The organism is Vibrio sp. 1CM2L (assembly GCF_023161695.1).
GTDB lineage: Bacteria > Pseudomonadota > Gammaproteobacteria > Enterobacterales > Vibrionaceae > Vibrio > Vibrio coralliirubri.
In genome coordinates this window covers 1,019,000-1,035,815 of sequence record NZ_JALNTT010000002.1, presented here as the reverse complement: position 1 = coordinate 1,035,815, position 16,816 = coordinate 1,019,000, and the positions used below count along the sequence as shown (strand labels likewise).

The 16,816-nt window shown below is 44.8% G+C and carries 13 protein-coding genes; 9 read left to right on the top strand and 4 right to left on the bottom strand.

The genetic code is table 11. The annotated features are described in order from the left end of the window. The first annotated feature begins 1 nt into the window (after position 1). The gene (locus tag MSG34_RS09715) at positions 2–3,091 is read left to right on the top strand and encodes an efflux RND transporter permease subunit (protein WP_248337186.1); all 3,090 of its coding nucleotides are present in this window, start codon (positions 2–4) and stop codon (positions 3,089–3,091) included. A gap of 77 nt (positions 3,092–3,168) precedes the next feature. On the opposite strand, the gene MSG34_RS09710 is transcribed toward MSG34_RS09715, so the two are convergent. Further along, complete coding sequence (locus MSG34_RS09710; protein WP_050633594.1) at positions 3,169–4,458, bottom strand: peptidoglycan DD-metalloendopeptidase family protein; 1,290 nt, start codon at positions 4,456–4,458, stop codon at positions 3,169–3,171. 129 nt (positions 4,459–4,587) lie between these two features. Between MSG34_RS09710 and tyrS the strand changes: the two genes are divergently transcribed. After that, the gene (gene tyrS, locus MSG34_RS09705; RefSeq protein WP_017059402.1) at positions 4,588–5,775 is read left to right on the top strand and encodes a tyrosine--tRNA ligase; all 1,188 of its coding nucleotides are present in this window, start codon (positions 4,588–4,590) and stop codon (positions 5,773–5,775) included. A 359-nt stretch (positions 5,776–6,134) separates the two neighbouring features. Next, positions 6,135–6,980 carry a magnesium transporter gene (locus MSG34_RS09700; protein ID WP_248337184.1) on the top strand — a complete coding sequence of 282 codons (846 nt, stop codon included), beginning with the start codon at positions 6,135–6,137 and terminating at the stop codon, positions 6,978–6,980. A 109-nt stretch (positions 6,981–7,089) separates the two neighbouring features. Here the strand turns inward: MSG34_RS09700 and dacB are convergent, their stop codons facing one another. Both dacB and MSG34_RS09690 read right to left on the bottom strand, forming a co-directional pair. After that, positions 7,090–8,523, bottom strand: coding sequence for a serine-type D-Ala-D-Ala carboxypeptidase (gene dacB, locus MSG34_RS09695; RefSeq protein ID WP_248337182.1), 1,434 nt, complete (start codon positions 8,521–8,523; stop codon positions 7,090–7,092). Between the two features lie 111 nt (positions 8,524–8,634). Next, positions 8,635–9,687, bottom strand: a complete 1,053-nt coding sequence (locus MSG34_RS09690) for a porin (protein ID WP_248337180.1) — start codon at positions 9,685–9,687, stop codon at positions 8,635–8,637. Positions 9,688–10,200: 513 nt separating this feature from the next. Between MSG34_RS09690 and greA the strand changes: the two genes are divergently transcribed. Then, the gene (gene greA, locus MSG34_RS09685) at positions 10,201–10,674 is read left to right on the top strand and encodes a transcription elongation factor GreA (protein WP_017059397.1); all 474 of its coding nucleotides are present in this window, start codon (positions 10,201–10,203) and stop codon (positions 10,672–10,674) included. A gap of 125 nt (positions 10,675–10,799) precedes the next feature. Here greA and yhbY read toward each other — a convergent pair whose 3' ends face one another. Beyond that, complete coding sequence (yhbY, locus tag MSG34_RS09680) at positions 10,800–11,096, bottom strand: ribosome assembly RNA-binding protein YhbY (RefSeq protein WP_004738252.1); 297 nt, start codon at positions 11,094–11,096, stop codon at positions 10,800–10,802. A gap of 114 nt (positions 11,097–11,210) precedes the next feature. Between yhbY and rlmE the strand changes: the two genes are divergently transcribed. The 5 genes from rlmE to secG all read left to right on the top strand — a co-directional run bounded on the left by rlmE (position 11,211) and on the right by secG (position 16,807). After that, positions 11,211–11,840: a 23S rRNA (uridine(2552)-2'-O)-methyltransferase RlmE gene (rlmE, locus tag MSG34_RS09675; protein WP_017059396.1), complete on the top strand. Its 630-nt coding sequence runs from the start codon at positions 11,211–11,213 to the stop codon at positions 11,838–11,840. 107 nt (positions 11,841–11,947) lie between these two features. Next, the gene (gene ftsH, locus MSG34_RS09670) at positions 11,948–13,915 is read left to right on the top strand and encodes an ATP-dependent zinc metalloprotease FtsH (protein ID WP_048612308.1); all 1,968 of its coding nucleotides are present in this window, start codon (positions 11,948–11,950) and stop codon (positions 13,913–13,915) included. 88 nt (positions 13,916–14,003) lie between these two features. Beyond that, positions 14,004–14,834 (top strand): dihydropteroate synthase, encoded by an 831-nt coding sequence (folP, locus tag MSG34_RS09665; protein WP_248337178.1) that lies wholly within the window; start codon positions 14,004–14,006, stop codon positions 14,832–14,834. Positions 14,835–14,855: 21 nt separating this feature from the next. Continuing rightward, positions 14,856–16,196 (top strand): phosphoglucosamine mutase, encoded by a 1,341-nt coding sequence (gene glmM, locus MSG34_RS09660; RefSeq protein ID WP_248337176.1) that lies wholly within the window; start codon positions 14,856–14,858, stop codon positions 16,194–16,196. A gap of 278 nt (positions 16,197–16,474) precedes the next feature. Beyond that, positions 16,475–16,807 carry a preprotein translocase subunit SecG gene (gene secG, locus MSG34_RS09655; protein WP_017059392.1) on the top strand — a complete coding sequence of 111 codons (333 nt, stop codon included), beginning with the start codon at positions 16,475–16,477 and terminating at the stop codon, positions 16,805–16,807. Positions 16,808–16,816: the final 9 nt, after the last annotated feature.

Sequence of the window (16,816 nt, the reverse complement as noted above, 5' to 3'; positions counted from 1 at the left end):
GATGTATTCAATTATTGATGCAGCTTTGTCTCGTGCTCGAACAATGCTCTCCCTTTTGGTGTTAATCCTCGTAGCTGGTGTCGTCACTTATATCACGATCCCCAAAGAATCGAGCCCAGACATTACTATCCCGATTATCTATGTCTCTGTTGGGCACCAAGGTATTTCGCCAACCGATGCCGAACGGTTATTGGTTAGGCCGATAGAGCAAGAGCTGAGGTCGATTGAAGGCGTAAAAGAGATGACAGCAACCGCAGCAGAAGGCCACGCCTCTGTTGTTTTGGAGTTTAATGTCGGCGTCGATCTCACCAAAGCAATGGCCGATGTGCGTGACGCGGTTGATCTGGCTAAACCAAAACTGCCAGAAGACAGTGACGAGCCGACCGTAAATGAGGTGACGCTGGCTTCTGAGCAGCCTGTTCTGTCTGTTGTGCTATTCGGTACCGTTCCTGAGCGCACCATAGTGCAAATTGCTCGAGAGCTTGGAGATAAATTAGAAAGCTATCGCCAAATCCTTGAAGTGGATATTGCAGGCGATCGCGATGACATCGTCGAGATCATTGTCGATCCGTTATTGATGGAGAGCTACAGCTTAGATCAAGCAGATATCTACAATCTGATCGCTCTGAACAATCGAGTAGTTGCCGCAGGTTTTGTTGATACTGGCTACGGACGTTTTTCTGTCAAAGTCCCTTCGGTGTTTAATTCCTTAAAAGACGTGCTTGAGCTACCTATCAAAGTCGATGGCAAGCAGGTGGTCACTTTTGGCGATGTGGCTACAGTTCGCCGAGCATTTAGAGACCCAGAGAGCTTTGCTCGTTTAGATGGCAAATCTGCGGTGGTGTTGGATATCAAGAAGCGTGCAGGCGAAAACATCATCGAAACGGTTGAGCTAGTCAAAGCGGTAATGGCTGGTGCTCAGCAGCAAGCGGAATGGCCCAATAACCTGTTGGTTAAATACACCTGGGATGAATCTAAAGATGTGAAGATCATGCTCAATGATCTGCAAAACAATATCTTATCCGCCATTATTCTGGTGGTGATCGTTATCATCGCGATTCTTGGTGTGCGTACCGCTTTGTTAGTGGGTATTTCCATTCCTGGTTCCTTCCTTACCGGGCTGCTAGTGCTGTCTGTGTTCGGCTTAACCGTCAACATCGTGGTGTTGTTCTCTCTGATCATGGCAGTTGGTATGTTGGTTGATGGTGCGATTGTGGTTACCGAATTTGCAGACAGGCGAATGCAAGAAGGTGAAGGACGTAAAGTCGCTTACCGAGATGCAGCGAAACGGATGGCATGGCCGATAACTGCATCGACTGCAACAACCTTGGCCGCATTTGCTCCGTTGCTGTTTTGGCCGGATGTGACGGGCGAATTCATGAAGTTTTTACCACTAACTCTGATCGCTACGTTAACTGCCTCATTGATTATGGCGCTGTTGTTTGTGCCCGTGCTGGGCGGTTTGATTGGCAAACCGCAATACGTATCGTCTCAGAGCCAAGCTCGAATGGTCGCACTGCATAATGGTGACTTTTCACAAGCCACAGGCTTAACTAAGGCGTATTACCACACACTGTCGATTGCGATTAAGCACCCGTTTAAGATTTTGTTCAGTGCGATACTACTCGCGGTTGCGGTTGGCTTTACTTACTCCAAAGCCGGTCTTGGAGCAGAATTCTTTCCTGAGGTTGATCCGCCATTCTTTAATGTCAAAGTTCGTTCTCATGGTGATCTGTCTATCCAAGAAAAAGACGACATTATGCGCGACATTGAGCTGATGATGCTCAATCATGATGAGTTCGATACCGTTTACACGCGGACTGGTGGTGATGACCAGATTGGTTTGATCTCAATTACGCCTGTTGACTGGCAATATCGCCGCAGCGTTAAAGCGATCATTGATGAGTTGAAGGTACAAACCGATCAATACGCTGGTGTTGAGATTGAATATAAGTTTCCTGATGCTGGGCCTCCGGTTGAAAATGACTTAGTGATTGAGCTGTCAGCAAGAACGCCAGAGCAACTTAATCAGGCTGCAAAGATCGTGAGAGGTTGGGCAGATGGCAATCAAGCACTGACCAATATCAGTGATACCGCGAGTAAAGATGGCATCGATTGGAAGGTGGATATTCGCCGCGACGATGCCGCGCGCTTTGCTGCTGATGCGACCTTGGTGGGAAATACCGTTCAATTCGTGACTAATGGTCTCAAGATTGGTGATTACCTCCCAGATGACTCTTCAGAAGAGGTCGATATATTGGTACGTTACCCGAATGATAAAAGGGATATCGGACGCTTCGACCAGCTGAGAGTCAAAACACCTGCAGGCTTGGTGCCGATCACCAACTTTGCTCAGATTGTCCCCGACCACAAGCAAGATACGATTAAACGCCTTGATGGTAAGCGTGTAGTGAACATCATGGCGGATATGGAAGAGGGCTATAACCTTGCCCTCGAACTGCCAAAGATTGAGCAAGCGTTGAGTGAGCTTGGGCTACCGAGTAGTGTAGAATTTCGTATCCGTGGTCAAAATGAAGAACAAGAAAACTCTTCCGCCTTCTTACAAAGTGCTTTCTTGGTTGCTTTGGCGGTAATGGCTTTGATTCTGATTACTCAGTTTAATAGTTTCTATCAAGCATTCCTGATTTTGAGTGCGGTGTTGTTTTCGACGGTAGGTGTATTTGTTGGTTTGCTTATCTTCCAGCGCCCGTTTGGCATCGTGATGTCTGGTATTGGGGTGATTGCACTGGCAGGTATCGTGGTGAATAACAACATCGTGCTGATCGATACCTATAACCAGTTAATCAAAAGAGGCTTGGATAAGCGAGATGCGATTCTAAGAACTGGTGTTCAACGTTTAAGACCAGTAATGCTGACTACGGTCACCACCATTTTAGGTTTGATGCCGATGGTGCTAGAGATGAACATCGACCTGATTAATCAAAAGATAGAATTCGGCGCGCCGAGCACGCAATGGTGGTCGCAACTTGCTACGGCGATTGCGGGAGGCTTGGCATTCGCTACAGTCTTAACCTTGGTACTGACACCATGTCTGTTAATGCTAGGCCGAGACAAGAAGCCTGAAAGTTAGTAGATACGGTCGTTCGATGAACATAAAAAAGAGCGCCTTAGTGGGCGCTCTTTTTGTTGGTTTATATGGCTCTTAACCTAATTAGTCGCTAGCAACTGGCCGTATCGCTCTAGGTTATTCAGTCGAATCTCTGAGTTGGCAATAAATGTTGCTTTTGCTTTACCCGTTAACGACTTAGATTGAGGTAATTTCACGGTACGCGCATTTTTATGTACGCCATTAACCAAGAATTCATAATGTAAGTGCGGACCAGTCACACGGCCTGTACCGCCCAAAGTACCAATGGTTTGGCCTTGTTTTACGCGCTGACCTGTTTTCACCATACGTCTCTTCATGTGCAGATACTTGGTGATGTAGGTGTTGCTGTGGCGGATAAACACGTAGTTACCATTGAATTGGTTGTAACCCGACTTCTGAACAATACCATCACCGGCTGCCCAGATAGGCGTGCCAACAGGAGCTGCGTAGTCAGTGCCGCGGTGAGCGCGAACCTTACCGGTTACTGGGTGTCTCCTGGTAGGATTAAAGTTCGATGTTACGCGACGAAAATCAATTGGTGAGCGCAAGAACGCTTTCTTCATTGCTCGACCATTTTCATCGAAGTAGTTTCCGCTCTTATCATCCAATACCGCGGTAAATGAGTCGCCTTGGTTTTTGAATACGGCTGCCATGATCTTACCGCGACCAACCACTTCACCTTCAACCACTTTCTCTTGGTATAAGATTTTGAAGCTGTCGTTCTTACGAATATCTAACGCAAAGTCGATATCCCAACCGAAGATGCCCGCCAGTTCCATAATTTGGTTTGCGGTTAAACCTGCGCTTACGCCTGCGTTCCAGAAGTTAGAGGTGATGTTGGCTTCGGCATAATTGTATTGGTAGGCCACTTCTTTTTTGTCGAAACTTGATGAGAAAGAATCGCCAGACTTGGTGATCTTGAAGCTTTCAAATGCACTAAGTTGTCGTTTTAACTGAATAAGGTCGTTGTTTTCATCGAAGCCGAACTGCAATACATCGCCAGGTCTTAGATTAGACAGCTGCTTCTTAATATCATCATTGGTATTGAGTAGCGTGATCAGCAGGCGGTATGAGAGGCCAATACGTTCAAATAAAACAGAAGTGCTTTCGCCAGAGCGAACGGTGTATTTCTCCCAATTGAGCACTGCCGTCGGTGGAGCGTCACTTGAGCTAATAAGCGCAGAGGCATTGATAGTCAGCGGGTAATGTTTTCCCACAACTAAAGCGCCCGAATCGTCACGCAAACTGTTGACGTCGGGGAGTAAGAAAATCGCGACGAAAATTATGGCACTAAAAAATGCGATAAAAGCCCGGTGCAAAATAGGAAGGCGTGCAAAAATAGACAACATGTTCCGGTTCGTTCTGTAAATATTATGAAAATCGACGACGGAATAGTGTAACTGGTTTCAAAATACATCGCTATTCAAGTAAGATGTCTAATTAATGTATTTTTGCCAAATCTGTGGGAGTGAACAAGAATGGCGAGTATTGAAGCTGCACTAGCCGAGATCAAACGTGGCGTAGAAGAACTGATTCCAGAAGACGAACTGATTGCAAAACTAAAAGAAGGTCGTCCTTTACGCATTAAGCTGGGTGCCGATCCAACAGCTCCAGATATCCACCTAGGCCATACGGTTATCTTTAACAAGCTTCGTGCTTTCCAAGAGCTTGGTCATGAAGTGACATTCCTTATCGGTGATTTCACTGCAATGGTTGGTGACCCATCAGGTAAAAACTCAACACGTCCACCGCTAAGCCGCGAAGACGTATTGAAGAATGCTGAAACTTACAAAGAACAAGTATTCAAGATTCTAGATCCTGCGAAAACGCAAATTCGTTTCAACTCTGAATGGCTATCTGAGCTTGGCGCTGAAGGCATGATTCGTCTTGCTTCTAACCAAACTGTTGCTCGTATGCTTGAGCGTGATGACTTCAAAAAGCGTTATGCTGGTGGTCAACCGATCGCAATCCACGAATTCATGTACCCACTTCTACAAGGTCACGACTCTGTTGCACTAGAGAGCGACGTTGAGCTTGGCGGTACTGACCAGAAGTTTAACCTTCTAATGGGTCGTGAACTGCAAAAAGCAGCAGGTCAAAAACCACAAGCGGTACTGATGATGCCACTACTTGTTGGTCTAGACGGCGTTAAGAAGATGTCTAAGTCTGCGCACAACTACATCGGTATCAGCGAAGCACCAAGCGAGATGTTTGGTAAGATCATGTCTATCTCTGACGATCTAATGTGGAGCTACTACGAGCTACTGTCTTTCCGTCCTCTTGAAGAAGTTGCGGAACTGAAAGCTGGCGTTGATGCAGGTAAGAACCCGCGTGACGTTAAAGTACTTCTTGCTAAAGAGATCATCGCTCGTTTCCACAGTGAAGCAGATGCTGAAGCCGCTGAGCAAGAGTTCGTTAACCGTTTTGCTAAGAACCAAGTTCCTGATGAGATGCCGGAATTTGAATTCGAAGCTGGTTTGCCAATTGCGAACGTTCTAAAAGAAGCAGGTCTTGTAAACTCGACTTCTGATGCGATGCGTATGATCAAGCAAGGCGCGGCTAAGCTTGAAGGCGAGAAGATTGAAGACAGCAAATTCGTACCTGAAGCAGGTACTGCGGTTTACCAAGTAGGTAAGCGTAAGTTTGCTCGTATTACTATTAAGTAATAATGCACATCAATAATTGAACCAAAGGCATCCACGGATGCCTTTTTTATTGACCGAAAGTTGACGAAACTTTGAAGCGCCTATTGCTACACTATGCGCGCTGTCAAATTGACAGTAATTCTGGAGATTTTTATGAACAATACCGACCATCCTCCTAGTTTGAATGGAGAAGAATAACCTGTCTCGGTATTGATCTATTGTCCTGCCGTTCAGGTAGGGTATCTTTGTTTTTCCCCTCATTCTTTTCCACACACTAGATTCTAACAAGTAGACACACCTGTAGCTTTCTGCCCTTGGTGCGTATAAATCTATGCTATTTGTTTTGATGGTCGTTACCTTTGCCAATCGGGAGATTCGCCATGACGGTAATGAACAGCACTTTTTTATCTATTGAAGCTCTGTACTCAGAGCAAGACATCCAAGCTGTATCGAATGCATTTCAACAGTACGGACGTGAACAACAAATTAACCTTTTGAACCGAATGCCGCTCGAAGATGCGGTGCTAGTGCTGGGGCAATGCTCTCTTAGTACGATTCAGACTTTACTTAGTGAGCTAGAAGAGCAGGGCTTTGAGAAGCGCTCTCGACATCTAGCTCACCAACTAGGGCTGATCTACTCAGAGGTAGAACCTCAGCAGGGCTACCTTTCTACTGGCGTCATGAGCCACGTTAGGCAGCGTATCGGTTGGATTATTGCGTTAGCACTATTGGGAATCGTCTCAGGGCTTATCATTGCTCAGTATGAAGACATTCTCAGTCAGTTGGTACTTTTGGCAATCTACATGCCGGTAATTGCTGCTGCTGGTGGTAACACCGGAACACAAGCCGCGACTTTGGTGATCCGAGCCTTAGCCACAGGTGAGTTGAAAAAACGCCAATGGGCTAACGTTCTGTGGAAAGAGTTTAGGGTTGCTATTTGTTTAGCTCTAGCGATTGCCGTAGTGATGATTGGGCGTATTCTGCTATTCAGTGAAAACCAATCGACAGGTGGTTATGACATCAACATGATTGCGTTAGCGATTGCGGTAGCGCTGTTTATTCAGGTGACCATATCTACCGTACTCGGCGGAGGATTACCGATAGTTGCTAGGCTATTTAAGCTTGATCCAGCGGTGTTAGTGAGCCCCGTGCTTGCTTCGATAGTGGATATCTCAGGAATGTGGATCTACTTCACTGTCGTGAACTCATTCCTAGGAATCGCTTAAAAGCTGATAAAATAGTTAAATACATCTGAAGAACAAAAATGGCGCTGAAGATTTAAGGTCTTCAGCGCCATTTTTATTGTTTAAGTAGAAGTTTACACAGAGCTAAGCATTACTTAGATTTGCTTTGTGTTTGACTGAACTCGACCACATCTTTGTAGAAAGCACGCTCAAACTGGGTGATAGGTGCTTCTACTGGTTTGTCTGGATCTTGTTCTTCAGGGAAGTAATCACGGACAAATTGCACAAACAGAGAGTTTGGCTTTCCCACCTTATCTAATCCGTATCCCGCCATGTTGTAACTGCCGTATAGAGAACCACTTTTGGCGATAATGTTGCCTTGAATCGGTGCTTTTCTCATGCTTTGACGGTATTTGAGCGTTCCATCAGTGCCTGATGTAGGCATAGCCTCAATCAGGTTGAGCTGTTGATCGTTTTCCCAGATATAACGAAGCACTTGAGCCATGGTCTGTGACCTCATTCGGTTATTTCTGGATAGCCCTGAACCATCGACGAGCTGCGCTTTACTGAGGTCAATATTAGCCTTGGTCAGTAATATCTGCTTTATCGCTTCAGTACCGTTATTGAAGCTACCCGGTTGAACATAAAATGTTGCTCCTAGCGTTTTAGTTAGGTTGTCTGCGATAAGGTTATCCGACTTCTTGAGCATGATATCGAGCAGTTCAGGAAGCTTTTCTGAGTTATGACTAGCGATTAACGTGGTTTTGTCTGCTTTAGCTTTTTTACCAATAATCACATCACCTTTTACTTCTATTTTCAGTTCTTTGAGAAGCGATGTAACGACTTGATAGGTGTAAAGTTCTGGATTTTGAATCGCGAACTTGAGTGGCAGTGGCTTTTTACGTTCAACTAAGCAACCAGAGAGCTTGTAAGCGTTATCAGGTGTGGTGATGAGCTCTAAGTCGCATTGTGTTGCCTTCTGCCCAGAGCGAGTTACCGTGGCAGCGGTGGTCGTCACGTCTATCGGATAGTGAGCGGGAATATAAACGCGAGTGCTGCCATTATCTTTTGTATAAATAGAGGCTTGTGCGCAGTTGCTGTCTAAGGTCATTGCACTAGAAGGCGCGCTGTAACAAACGCCTAGAATGTCCCAAGGCCAACCCACCGCTCGCTGATAGCCCGTAAAAGTCGAGTTATCGAGATATAAGTTGCCCTTTATGGCTCTGGATTGAGACTTAGCGTATTGAGCTAAAAGGCTTTTAAGCTGTTCTCGTTGCAAGGTTGGGTCGCCACTAAATGAAATGATAGAATCATTCCCAGAACGAGCAATGCTGGTCGTGTAGTGAAAGTCATCCCCTAACTCCAACTTAGCCGCCAACGCTGTCACCAGCTTTAAAGTACTAGCGGGGGGATAGAAGCCATCACTGTTGGAATTCATTTTGTTTGAATCGCCTCTCAGGGATTCCAAAATTACACTGGTGCTACTGCCATCAGGCAGTTTATCTAGAGGGGGGTAAGCGAAAGCGTTAACTGAGAAAGCGCTAATGGAAAAACTACATATCAGTAGTGTGGATAGAAGGCGCATAGAAGATTTCTTGGATGGCTGATGTTTTCAGTATACAGATATAAAAAACGCCCGCTAGATAGCGGGCGTTTTGATTCTCAATTAACTAATTAATCAATTAGATAATCAGAATTAGAAGTCGTAACGTAGACCTAGAGCTAGCTCATCTTCAGCTTGTGCTTTAGTTGCGCCAAAGTTGAATCCATCAGCAGTACCGAACTTGTCACCTTCTGAGATAAGGTTGAAGTTGTACGAGATGTACGTACGGAAGTTAGGCTTGAAGTAGTAAGTTGCATCGATCGCAACGTTGTCAGCTGAAGTATCACCGTCAGTTTCTGCATTGTTGTACGTTAAAGTGAATGCAGTTTTATCTAGCGTGTACGCAGTTGCGAATTCGTAACCAGTGTAGTCACCGTCTTTTTTCGCTAGTTCACCGTCTGTGAATACACCAGCAAAGTATAGAGTTTCAGTGCGGAAAGATGCCGCTAGCATGTACTCGTTTTGCTCGTCTTGGTCAGCGTAACCTGCACCTAGCTTAAAGCCAGAATCACCGATTGCGTAGATACCTGATAGAGAGTAACCGTCTGCTTCGTTTTCATCGTAAGAAATTACAGTACCGTCAAGTTTTTTGTTTTCTGTACGGTCAGCGAAGCGGTAGCTTGCTTTTACGCTTAGGTCTTGGAATTGGCCTTTGTATGACGCCATGTTGTCAGCACGGTCTGCTGCATTGATTTTGTATGCAGCTGAGTTACCGTGGTAAGACATGATATCGGTAAAGTCAGTGATTACGCCTAGTGCGCCGTCATTTTTACCGTAAGTCACTTCACCGAATGTACCGCCAAGTCCAGCGTAAGCGTAACGGTTAGTGATGCTGTCGCTGTTCTCATCTGTACCTAGGTCGCCATCAGCAGTTGTGAATTCGCCTTCGTAGAAACCAACACCGTATAGGCCGTCTTGGATTTCAACTTTACCTAGGAAGTTAAGACGTACACGTGTTTTGTCTTCAGCTTTGCCATCTTTTAGAGATAGACGAGCTTCCGCACGACCACCGATTTCTAGAGAAGTGCCGTTTGAGCTGTATACAGAAGTACCGTCAATACCACCAGCTTGTTTACCGTCCGCTGCCACTGCGTTAGTAGCAAGAGCTGCAGCAGATACAGCAAGCGCGATCATAGTCTTGTTCATGTTATTATTTCCTAATTACTGTCCATAGAAGTTTTATCAAGGATTTGAACCCTTTTGTGTATTGCCTGTATTAATCAGGCTTCATAATCATGATTAGAACAGAAGTCTGAAAAATGCCAGTGCAATCCATGGGTTACTTTTTACCTCTAAAGTTCCATGGTCAGTTAGTAAAATGATATAAAACTAAAAAATGAACACTGTTTTATTATATCTCTTGTTATTTAAGTGTTTGTTTTTACGTGTTTTTTATAAAAGTGTGATCTATGTTTATTTTGTTTGTTTTTTGTTTTTTTAGGTATTTAACTCTCCACTTATTGATGGGGGAGTTATTATTCATTTTTGTGATGTCTGTAATTTAGACCTAGATAAAGCTTTTATAACGCAAAGTGGAATAAAGGTGATTTAGCCATAAAGTTTGTTTACACTAAGCCAAATCGTTTTGTTTCTATCACCCAATAAATGCGTTGGGTGTATTTATGTTGGCCAAAGAAAGCTTTGGCATAGAGGTAAAAAATGGAAAAGGTTCCAATGACAGTACGTGGCGCTCAGCAGCTACGTGACGAATTAGATCGCCTACTTAAGCTACGCCCTGTTATCTCAGCAGCTATTGGTGAAGCACGTGAACTAGGTGACCTGAAAGAGAATGCTGAATACCACGCCGCTCGTGAAGAGCAGGGTATTTGTGAAGCTCAGATCCGTGATATTGAATATAAGCTATCACTGGCTCAGATCATCGATGTAACGCAAATGGATAATACGGGCAAGATTATCTTTGGTACGACAGTGACGCTGATTGATGTGGATACCGATGATGAGTTCCGCTACCAAATCGTTTCAGAAGACGAAGCAGACATCAAAACGGGTCGTATTTCTGTGAAATCGCCAATTGCTCGAGGCCTTATCGGTAAAATGGAAGGCGACGAAGTCATGATTTCTACCCCTGGTGGTGACAAAGACTTCGAAATCGACAAAGTAGAATATATCTAATTGAATTTTCTTTGTTTCTGATAAGTAAAAAGGTCGCTAAATGCGACCTTTTTCGTTTCTCACGCTACACTAAAAGATAAACGCTGTGGCTTCCTATTAGTGAAGTTAGCTTATATTAAGCTCGCTTATTTACGTGGAATCTCGATTTTACGTGCTTCTGACTGACGGAACAGTACTAGAACTTTACCGATAGTCTGTACTTTCTCAGCTTTAGTCTCACGTACAATTGCATCGATAATCAGTTGCTTAGTCTCACGGTCTTCTGATGCAACTTTAATCTTGATCAGTTCGTGGTGGTCTAGAGCTAATTCGATTTCCGCTAGAACAGCTTCAGTAAGTCCATTTGCGCCCATTAGCACAACAGGTTTTAAACTGTGAGCTAGGCCCTTTAGATGCTGCTTTTGTTTGGTACTTAGGTTCATTACGCGGCCAATTTTCTTTACTATTAGGGTTGAAAAAACCTATTTTAACGCCATCTAAAGCTGAAGACTATAATTTATTCAGCAATTAGTACTTTCCTCCAATTTAGGTATCCAATGAGCAAACAGAAACACTCGGCCAGTTCAGGCCGTTGGTTGAAGGAACACTTCGACGACAAGTACGCAAATGAAGCAAGAAAGAAAGGCTATCGTTCACGTGCTTATTTCAAAATGGAAGAGATTCAAACGAAAGATAAATTGCTGTCTCCTGGGATGACCATTGTGGATTTGGGTGCAGCACCTGGCGGTTGGTCTCAATATGCTGCTAAGATTGTTGGAGACAACGGACAAATCATTGCGTGTGACTTGTTACCAATGGATCCGATTGCTGGTGTTAGCTTTTTACAAGGTGATTTCCGCGAAGAAGCTGTGCTAGATGCCTTGTTGGAACGTATACAACCAAATATGGTTGATGTCGTGATGTCAGATATGGCACCTAATATAGCAGGCAACAATTCTGTGGATCAGCCAAGAGCTATGTATTTAGTTGAATTAGCTTTGGATATGTGTCGACAAGTTCTAGCTACCAATGGTAGTTTTGTTGTAAAAGTATTCCAAGGCGAAGGGTTTGACCAATACGTTAAGGACGTCCGCGAGATGTTTAAAACAGTAAAAGTTAGAAAACCCGACTCTTCTCGAGCTCGATCTCGTGAAGTGTTTATCGTAGCCACTGGTTACAAAGGTTAACGATTCTCTTCCAAGAGTGAGAGTTAACAACATGGCTACAGGTTACAAACTGTAGTACCCTACCTTTAATTACAATTAGTTATCGAGAGGCTTACACCTTGAGTGACATGGCAAAAAATTTAATTCTGTGGCTTGTTATCGCGGTAGTGTTGATGTCGGTATTCCAGAGCTTCGGCCCTGGGGAAAGTAACGGCAGAGCAGTAGATTACACCACGTTTGTACAGGAAGTTGGCCAAGGCCAGATTCAAGACGCACAGTTCAATAACAGCGAAATCACTTTCACACGTCGTGGTGGTGGTTCTAAGTATGTAACTTACATGCCTGTTTATGATCAAAAGCTACTTGATGACTTAATTAATCAAAACGTAAAAGTTCAGGGTACACCACCTGAAGAGCAGAGCCTGCTTGGCACTATCTTCATCTCATGGTTCCCAATGATCTTACTGATTGGTGTATGGATTTTCTTCATGCGTCAAATGCAAGGCGGCGGCGGCGGTAAAGGCGCGATGTCTTTCGGTAAGAGTAAAGCTCGAATGATGAGCGAAGAACAAATCAAAACGATGTTTGCTGATGTTGCTGGTTGTGACGAAGCAAAAGAAGACGTGAAAGAGCTTGTGGATTACCTTCGTGACCCAAGCCGCTTCCAAAAACTAGGTGGTAAGATCCCGACAGGTATCCTGTTGGTTGGTCCTCCTGGTACGGGTAAAACATTGCTTGCAAAAGCGATTGCCGGTGAAGCGAAAGTACCGTTCTTTACTATCTCTGGTTCTGACTTCGTTGAAATGTTTGTTGGTGTTGGTGCATCTCGTGTGCGTGACATGTTCGAACAAGCGAAGAAAGCGGCACCTTGTATCATCTTTATTGATGAAATTGATGCTGTAGGTCGTCAACGTGGCGCAGGTGTTGGTGGTGGTCACGATGAACGAGAACAAACACTGAACCAGATGCTGGTTGAGATGGATGGTTTCGAAGGTAACGAAGGTATTATCGTTATCGCTGCGACTAACCGTCCAGACGTACTAGACCCTGCATTACTTCGTCCTGGTCGTTTTGACCGTCAAGTTGTGGTTGGTCTACCAGATGTACGTGGCCGTGAACAGATTCTTAAAGTACACATGCGTAAAGTGCCACTATCAGGTGATGTTGAACCATCTCTGATTGCTCGTGGTACTCCAGGTTTTTCTGGTGCAGATCTTGCGAACCTTGTGAACGAAGCGGCGCTATTTGCTGCTCGTGGTAACAAGCGCAATGTATCTATGGTTGAGTTTGAACTTGCGAAAGACAAAATTATGATGGGTGCAGAGCGCCGTTCAATGGTTATGTCTGAAGAAGTGAAAGAGTCAACGGCTTACCACGAAGCGGGTCACGCAATTGTTGGTCGTTTGGTGCCTGAACACGATCCTGTGTACAAGGTGTCAATCATTCCACGTGGTCGTGCGCTTGGTGTAACTATGTACCTTCCAGAGCAAGATCGCGTAAGCATGTCTCGCCAACATCTAGAATCAATGATCTCTAGCTTGTACGGTGGTCGTCTTGCTGAAGAACTTATCTACGGTAAAGACAAAGTTTCGACTGGTGCGTCTAACGATATCGAACGTGCAACTGATATTGCTCGTAAGATGGTAACGCAGTGGGGCTTCTCTGAAAAACTGGGTCCTCTTCTATATGCTGAAGAAGAAGGCGAAGTTTTCCTAGGTCGCGGTATGAGCCAAGCGAAACATGTTTCTGACGATACGACTAAGCTGATCGATGAAGAAATTCGTATTCTAATCGACCGCAACTATGCTCGTGCGAAGCAAATTCTTGAAGAGAACATGGATATCATGCACTCGATGAAAGACGCGCTAATGAAGTTTGAAACGATTGATGCAGGTCAGATTGATGACTTGATGGAACGTAAAGACGACATTCGTGAGCCAGCTGGTTGGGGTGATCAGGCGAAAGCAGAGCCTGCAAAGGAAGAAGCTAAACCTGAAGCGAAATCAGAAGAAGCAACAGCCGAACCAAAAGCTGAAGAGTCGAAAGTTGAAGAAGTTAAATCTGAAACAGATGATGCTCAAAACAAAGATTCTTAATTGCTAAGCTTTAAATTAAAACCCTGAGTACGCTCAGGGTTTTTCTGTTTCTAGCCCAAGATGTTTTTACCTTTAAGACCCGCCTTCCATGATATTAAAAGCACATAATAAAACGTTCGTTTTAGACCGCCCACATGTGATGGGTATCCTCAATGTTACGCCTGACTCTTTCTCTGATGGCGGAAAATTCAATTCATTAGATAATGCTCTACTGCAAGCAGAGCGTATGATTCAAGCTGGTGTTAGCATTATTGACATTGGTGGTGAATCAACTCGCCCGGGAGCGCCTGACGTACCTTTAGAAGAAGAGCTCGCTCGCGTTATTCCTGCCATAAAAGCAATTCGCGCCAAGTTTGATGTGTGGATCTCCATTGATACCAGTAAAGCGGAAGTGATGCGCCAAGCCGTTGAAGCGGGCGCTGATTTGATCAATGATGTGCGCGCATTGCAAGAGCCCGGAGCTCTAGATGCGGCCGCCGATGCTAATGTGCCAGTTTGCCTGATGCACATGAAAGGTCAGCCGAGAACCATGCAAGCTAACCCAAATTACGATGATGTCCTAACGGATGTTGAAGCGTTCTTAAAAGAAAGGGTGGAGGCTTGTGAGGCTGTTGGCATATCAAAAGAGCAGCTGATTCTGGATCCTGGTTTTGGTTTTGGTAAAACCATTGAGCATAATTACCACCTATTAGCGCACCTTGAAAAATTTCACAGGCTTGGATTGCCAGTCTTAGCTGGGATGTCGAGAAAATCGATGATCTTTAAGCTACTAGACAAAGCTCCAGCAGATTGCATGGTTGCTAGCGTCACTTGCGCGACTATCGCTGCAATTAAAGGAGCACAAATTATTCGCGTTCACGATGTTGAAGATACATTGGAAGCGATGAAGATAATCGAAGTGATGAATAACAATCACTAATCATAATTAAGGAAAATCAATATGTCTGATAAGAGACGTTACTTCGGCACAGATGGTGTACGTGGCAAAGTTGGCCAGTACCCGATTACACCTGATTTTGTTCTGAAGCTTGGCTGGGCTGCGGGTCGTGTTCTTGCGAAGCAAGGCACAAAGAAAGTCATTATTGGTAAAGATACTCGTATCTCTGGCTACATGCTGGAGTCTGCTCTAGAAGCTGGCCTTGCTGCTGCTGGTCTTCAGGCTACGTTTACTGGCCCGATGCCAACACCTGCTGTGGCTTATCTAACACAAACGTTCCGCGCTGAAGCGGGTATCGTTATCTCTGCATCACATAATCCATATTATGACAATGGCATTAAGTTTTTCTCTTCTGAAGGAACAAAACTGCCGGACGATATCGAGTTGGCGATTGAGGCAGAATTGGATAAAGACATCGAATGTGTTGATTCCTTCGAACTTGGTAAAGCAGTGCGCTTGAACGATGCAGCTGGCCGTTACATCGAGTTCTGTAAAAGTACGTTCCCACATAAAATGACACTAGCTGGCATGAAGATCGTTATCGATTGTGCACATGGTGCGACTTACCACATTGCGCCTGCTGTATTTAAAGAGCTGGGTGCTGAGGTTATTGCGATTGGTGTTGAGCCAAACGGTACTAACATTAACCACGAAGTAGGTGCGACGGATGTACGTGCTCTGCAAGCAAAAGTGGTTGAAGAGAAAGCGGCATTAGGTCTTGGCTTTGATGGTGATGGTGACCGTATCATCATGGTTGACGAGCTAGGCAATAAAGTGGATGGTGACCAAATTGCTTACATCATTGCTCGTGATGCACTGCGTCGCGGTGAGTTGAAAGGCGGCGTTGTTGGTACACTAATGACCAACCTTGGTATGGAAAACGGCCTTAAGCAGTTAGGTATTCCGTTTGTTCGTGCTGCTGTTGGTGACCGTTACGTAATGGAACAGCTTCTTGCTAAAGGCTGGAAGATCGGTGCTGAAAACTCGGGTCACGTTATCCTACTGGATAAAGTGACGACGGGTGATGCTATCGTTGCTGCTCTGCAAGTGTTGGCTTCAGTTGTTGATAGCGAAATGACACTGAATGAGCTGTCTCAAGGCATGACTTTGTACCCTCAAGTTCTAGAAAACGTTCGTTTCAGCGGAGATTCAAACCCATTGGAAGCCGAAGCGGTAAAAGCAGCGGTTGTTGAAGTAGAAGCTGAGCTTGGCGAGAAAGGTCGTGTGCTATTACGCAAGTCTGGTACCGAGCCACTACTGCGTGTCATGGTTGAAGGCGAAGATGCAGAGCTTGTTCAAGCGTCCGCGCTTAAGATTGCAGATGCAGTAAAAGCAAACTGCTAATTTAACCTTTTACTTAGCCGGCGCAACGAATAGCGCCTGTGATTAGAAGTGATTGAGTTATATCACGGTCAAAAGAGACGTAAATGAGTTTTGTGTCGCTTTTGACCTTTTTTTGACCATTCACTTGGTAAAGGCTTATTTTTTAGCAAATTCTCCTTGTCAGCCATCGTCGCATTCGCTAGTATTGCTCGGCCTTCAGTTAGGAGGTCGCTAGCCTTGTTCTTAAAAATAGTTTTTTGAACGGCGCTGGCTCAACAATTAGGAACATAGGTGGAAAAATGTTTACAGTTCTACTTGTGATTTACCTGTTGGCAGCGCTTGGTGTAATTGGCCTAGTGTTGATTCAACAAGGTAAAGGCGCAGATATGGGAGCCTCTTTCGGTGCTGGCGCTTCAAACACTGTGTTTGGTGCTGGTGGCTCAGGAAATTTCCTTACCCGAATGACTGCAATTTTTGCAACTACATTTTTTATCCTTAGCTTAGTGCTTGGTAATATGTCTACACATAAAACTGAGTCACAATGGATTGACCCGACCCAAGGTCAGGTAATTCAACAAGCTGATGATGCAGTGAGTGAAGTTCCGGCGCAAGGCGACGAAATTCCACAATAATCTGTAAAG

Bases quoted from the DNA above. Each gene is read 5' to 3' on its own strand.
- greA (WP_017059397.1), top strand. From the start codon at position 10,201: ATGGAAAAGGTTCCAATGACAGTACGTGGCGCTCAGCAGCTACGTGAC.
- glmM (WP_248337176.1), top strand. From the start codon at position 14,856: ATGTCTGATAAGAGACGTTACTTCGGCACAGATGGTGTACGTGGCAAA.
- yhbY (WP_004738252.1), bottom strand. From the start codon at position 11,096: ATGAACCTAAGTACCAAACAAAAGCAGCATCTAAAGGGCCTAGCTCAC.
- MSG34_RS09715 (WP_248337186.1), top strand. From the start codon at position 2: ATGTATTCAATTATTGATGCAGCTTTGTCTCGTGCTCGAACAATGCTC.
- MSG34_RS09700 (WP_248337184.1), top strand. From the start codon at position 6,135: ATGACGGTAATGAACAGCACTTTTTTATCTATTGAAGCTCTGTACTCA.
- dacB (WP_248337182.1), bottom strand. From the start codon at position 8,523: ATGCGCCTTCTATCCACACTACTGATATGTAGTTTTTCCATTAGCGCT.
- MSG34_RS09690 (WP_248337180.1), bottom strand. From the start codon at position 9,687: ATGAACAAGACTATGATCGCGCTTGCTGTATCTGCTGCAGCTCTTGCT.
- rlmE (WP_017059396.1), top strand. From the start codon at position 11,211: ATGAGCAAACAGAAACACTCGGCCAGTTCAGGCCGTTGGTTGAAGGAA.
- tyrS (WP_017059402.1), top strand. From the start codon at position 4,588: ATGGCGAGTATTGAAGCTGCACTAGCCGAGATCAAACGTGGCGTAGAA.
- folP (WP_248337178.1), top strand. From the start codon at position 14,004: ATGATATTAAAAGCACATAATAAAACGTTCGTTTTAGACCGCCCACAT.
- secG (WP_017059392.1), top strand. From the start codon at position 16,475: ATGTTTACAGTTCTACTTGTGATTTACCTGTTGGCAGCGCTTGGTGTA.
- MSG34_RS09710 (WP_050633594.1), bottom strand. From the start codon at position 4,458: ATGTTGTCTATTTTTGCACGCCTTCCTATTTTGCACCGGGCTTTTATC.
- ftsH (WP_048612308.1), top strand. From the start codon at position 11,948: ATGGCAAAAAATTTAATTCTGTGGCTTGTTATCGCGGTAGTGTTGATG.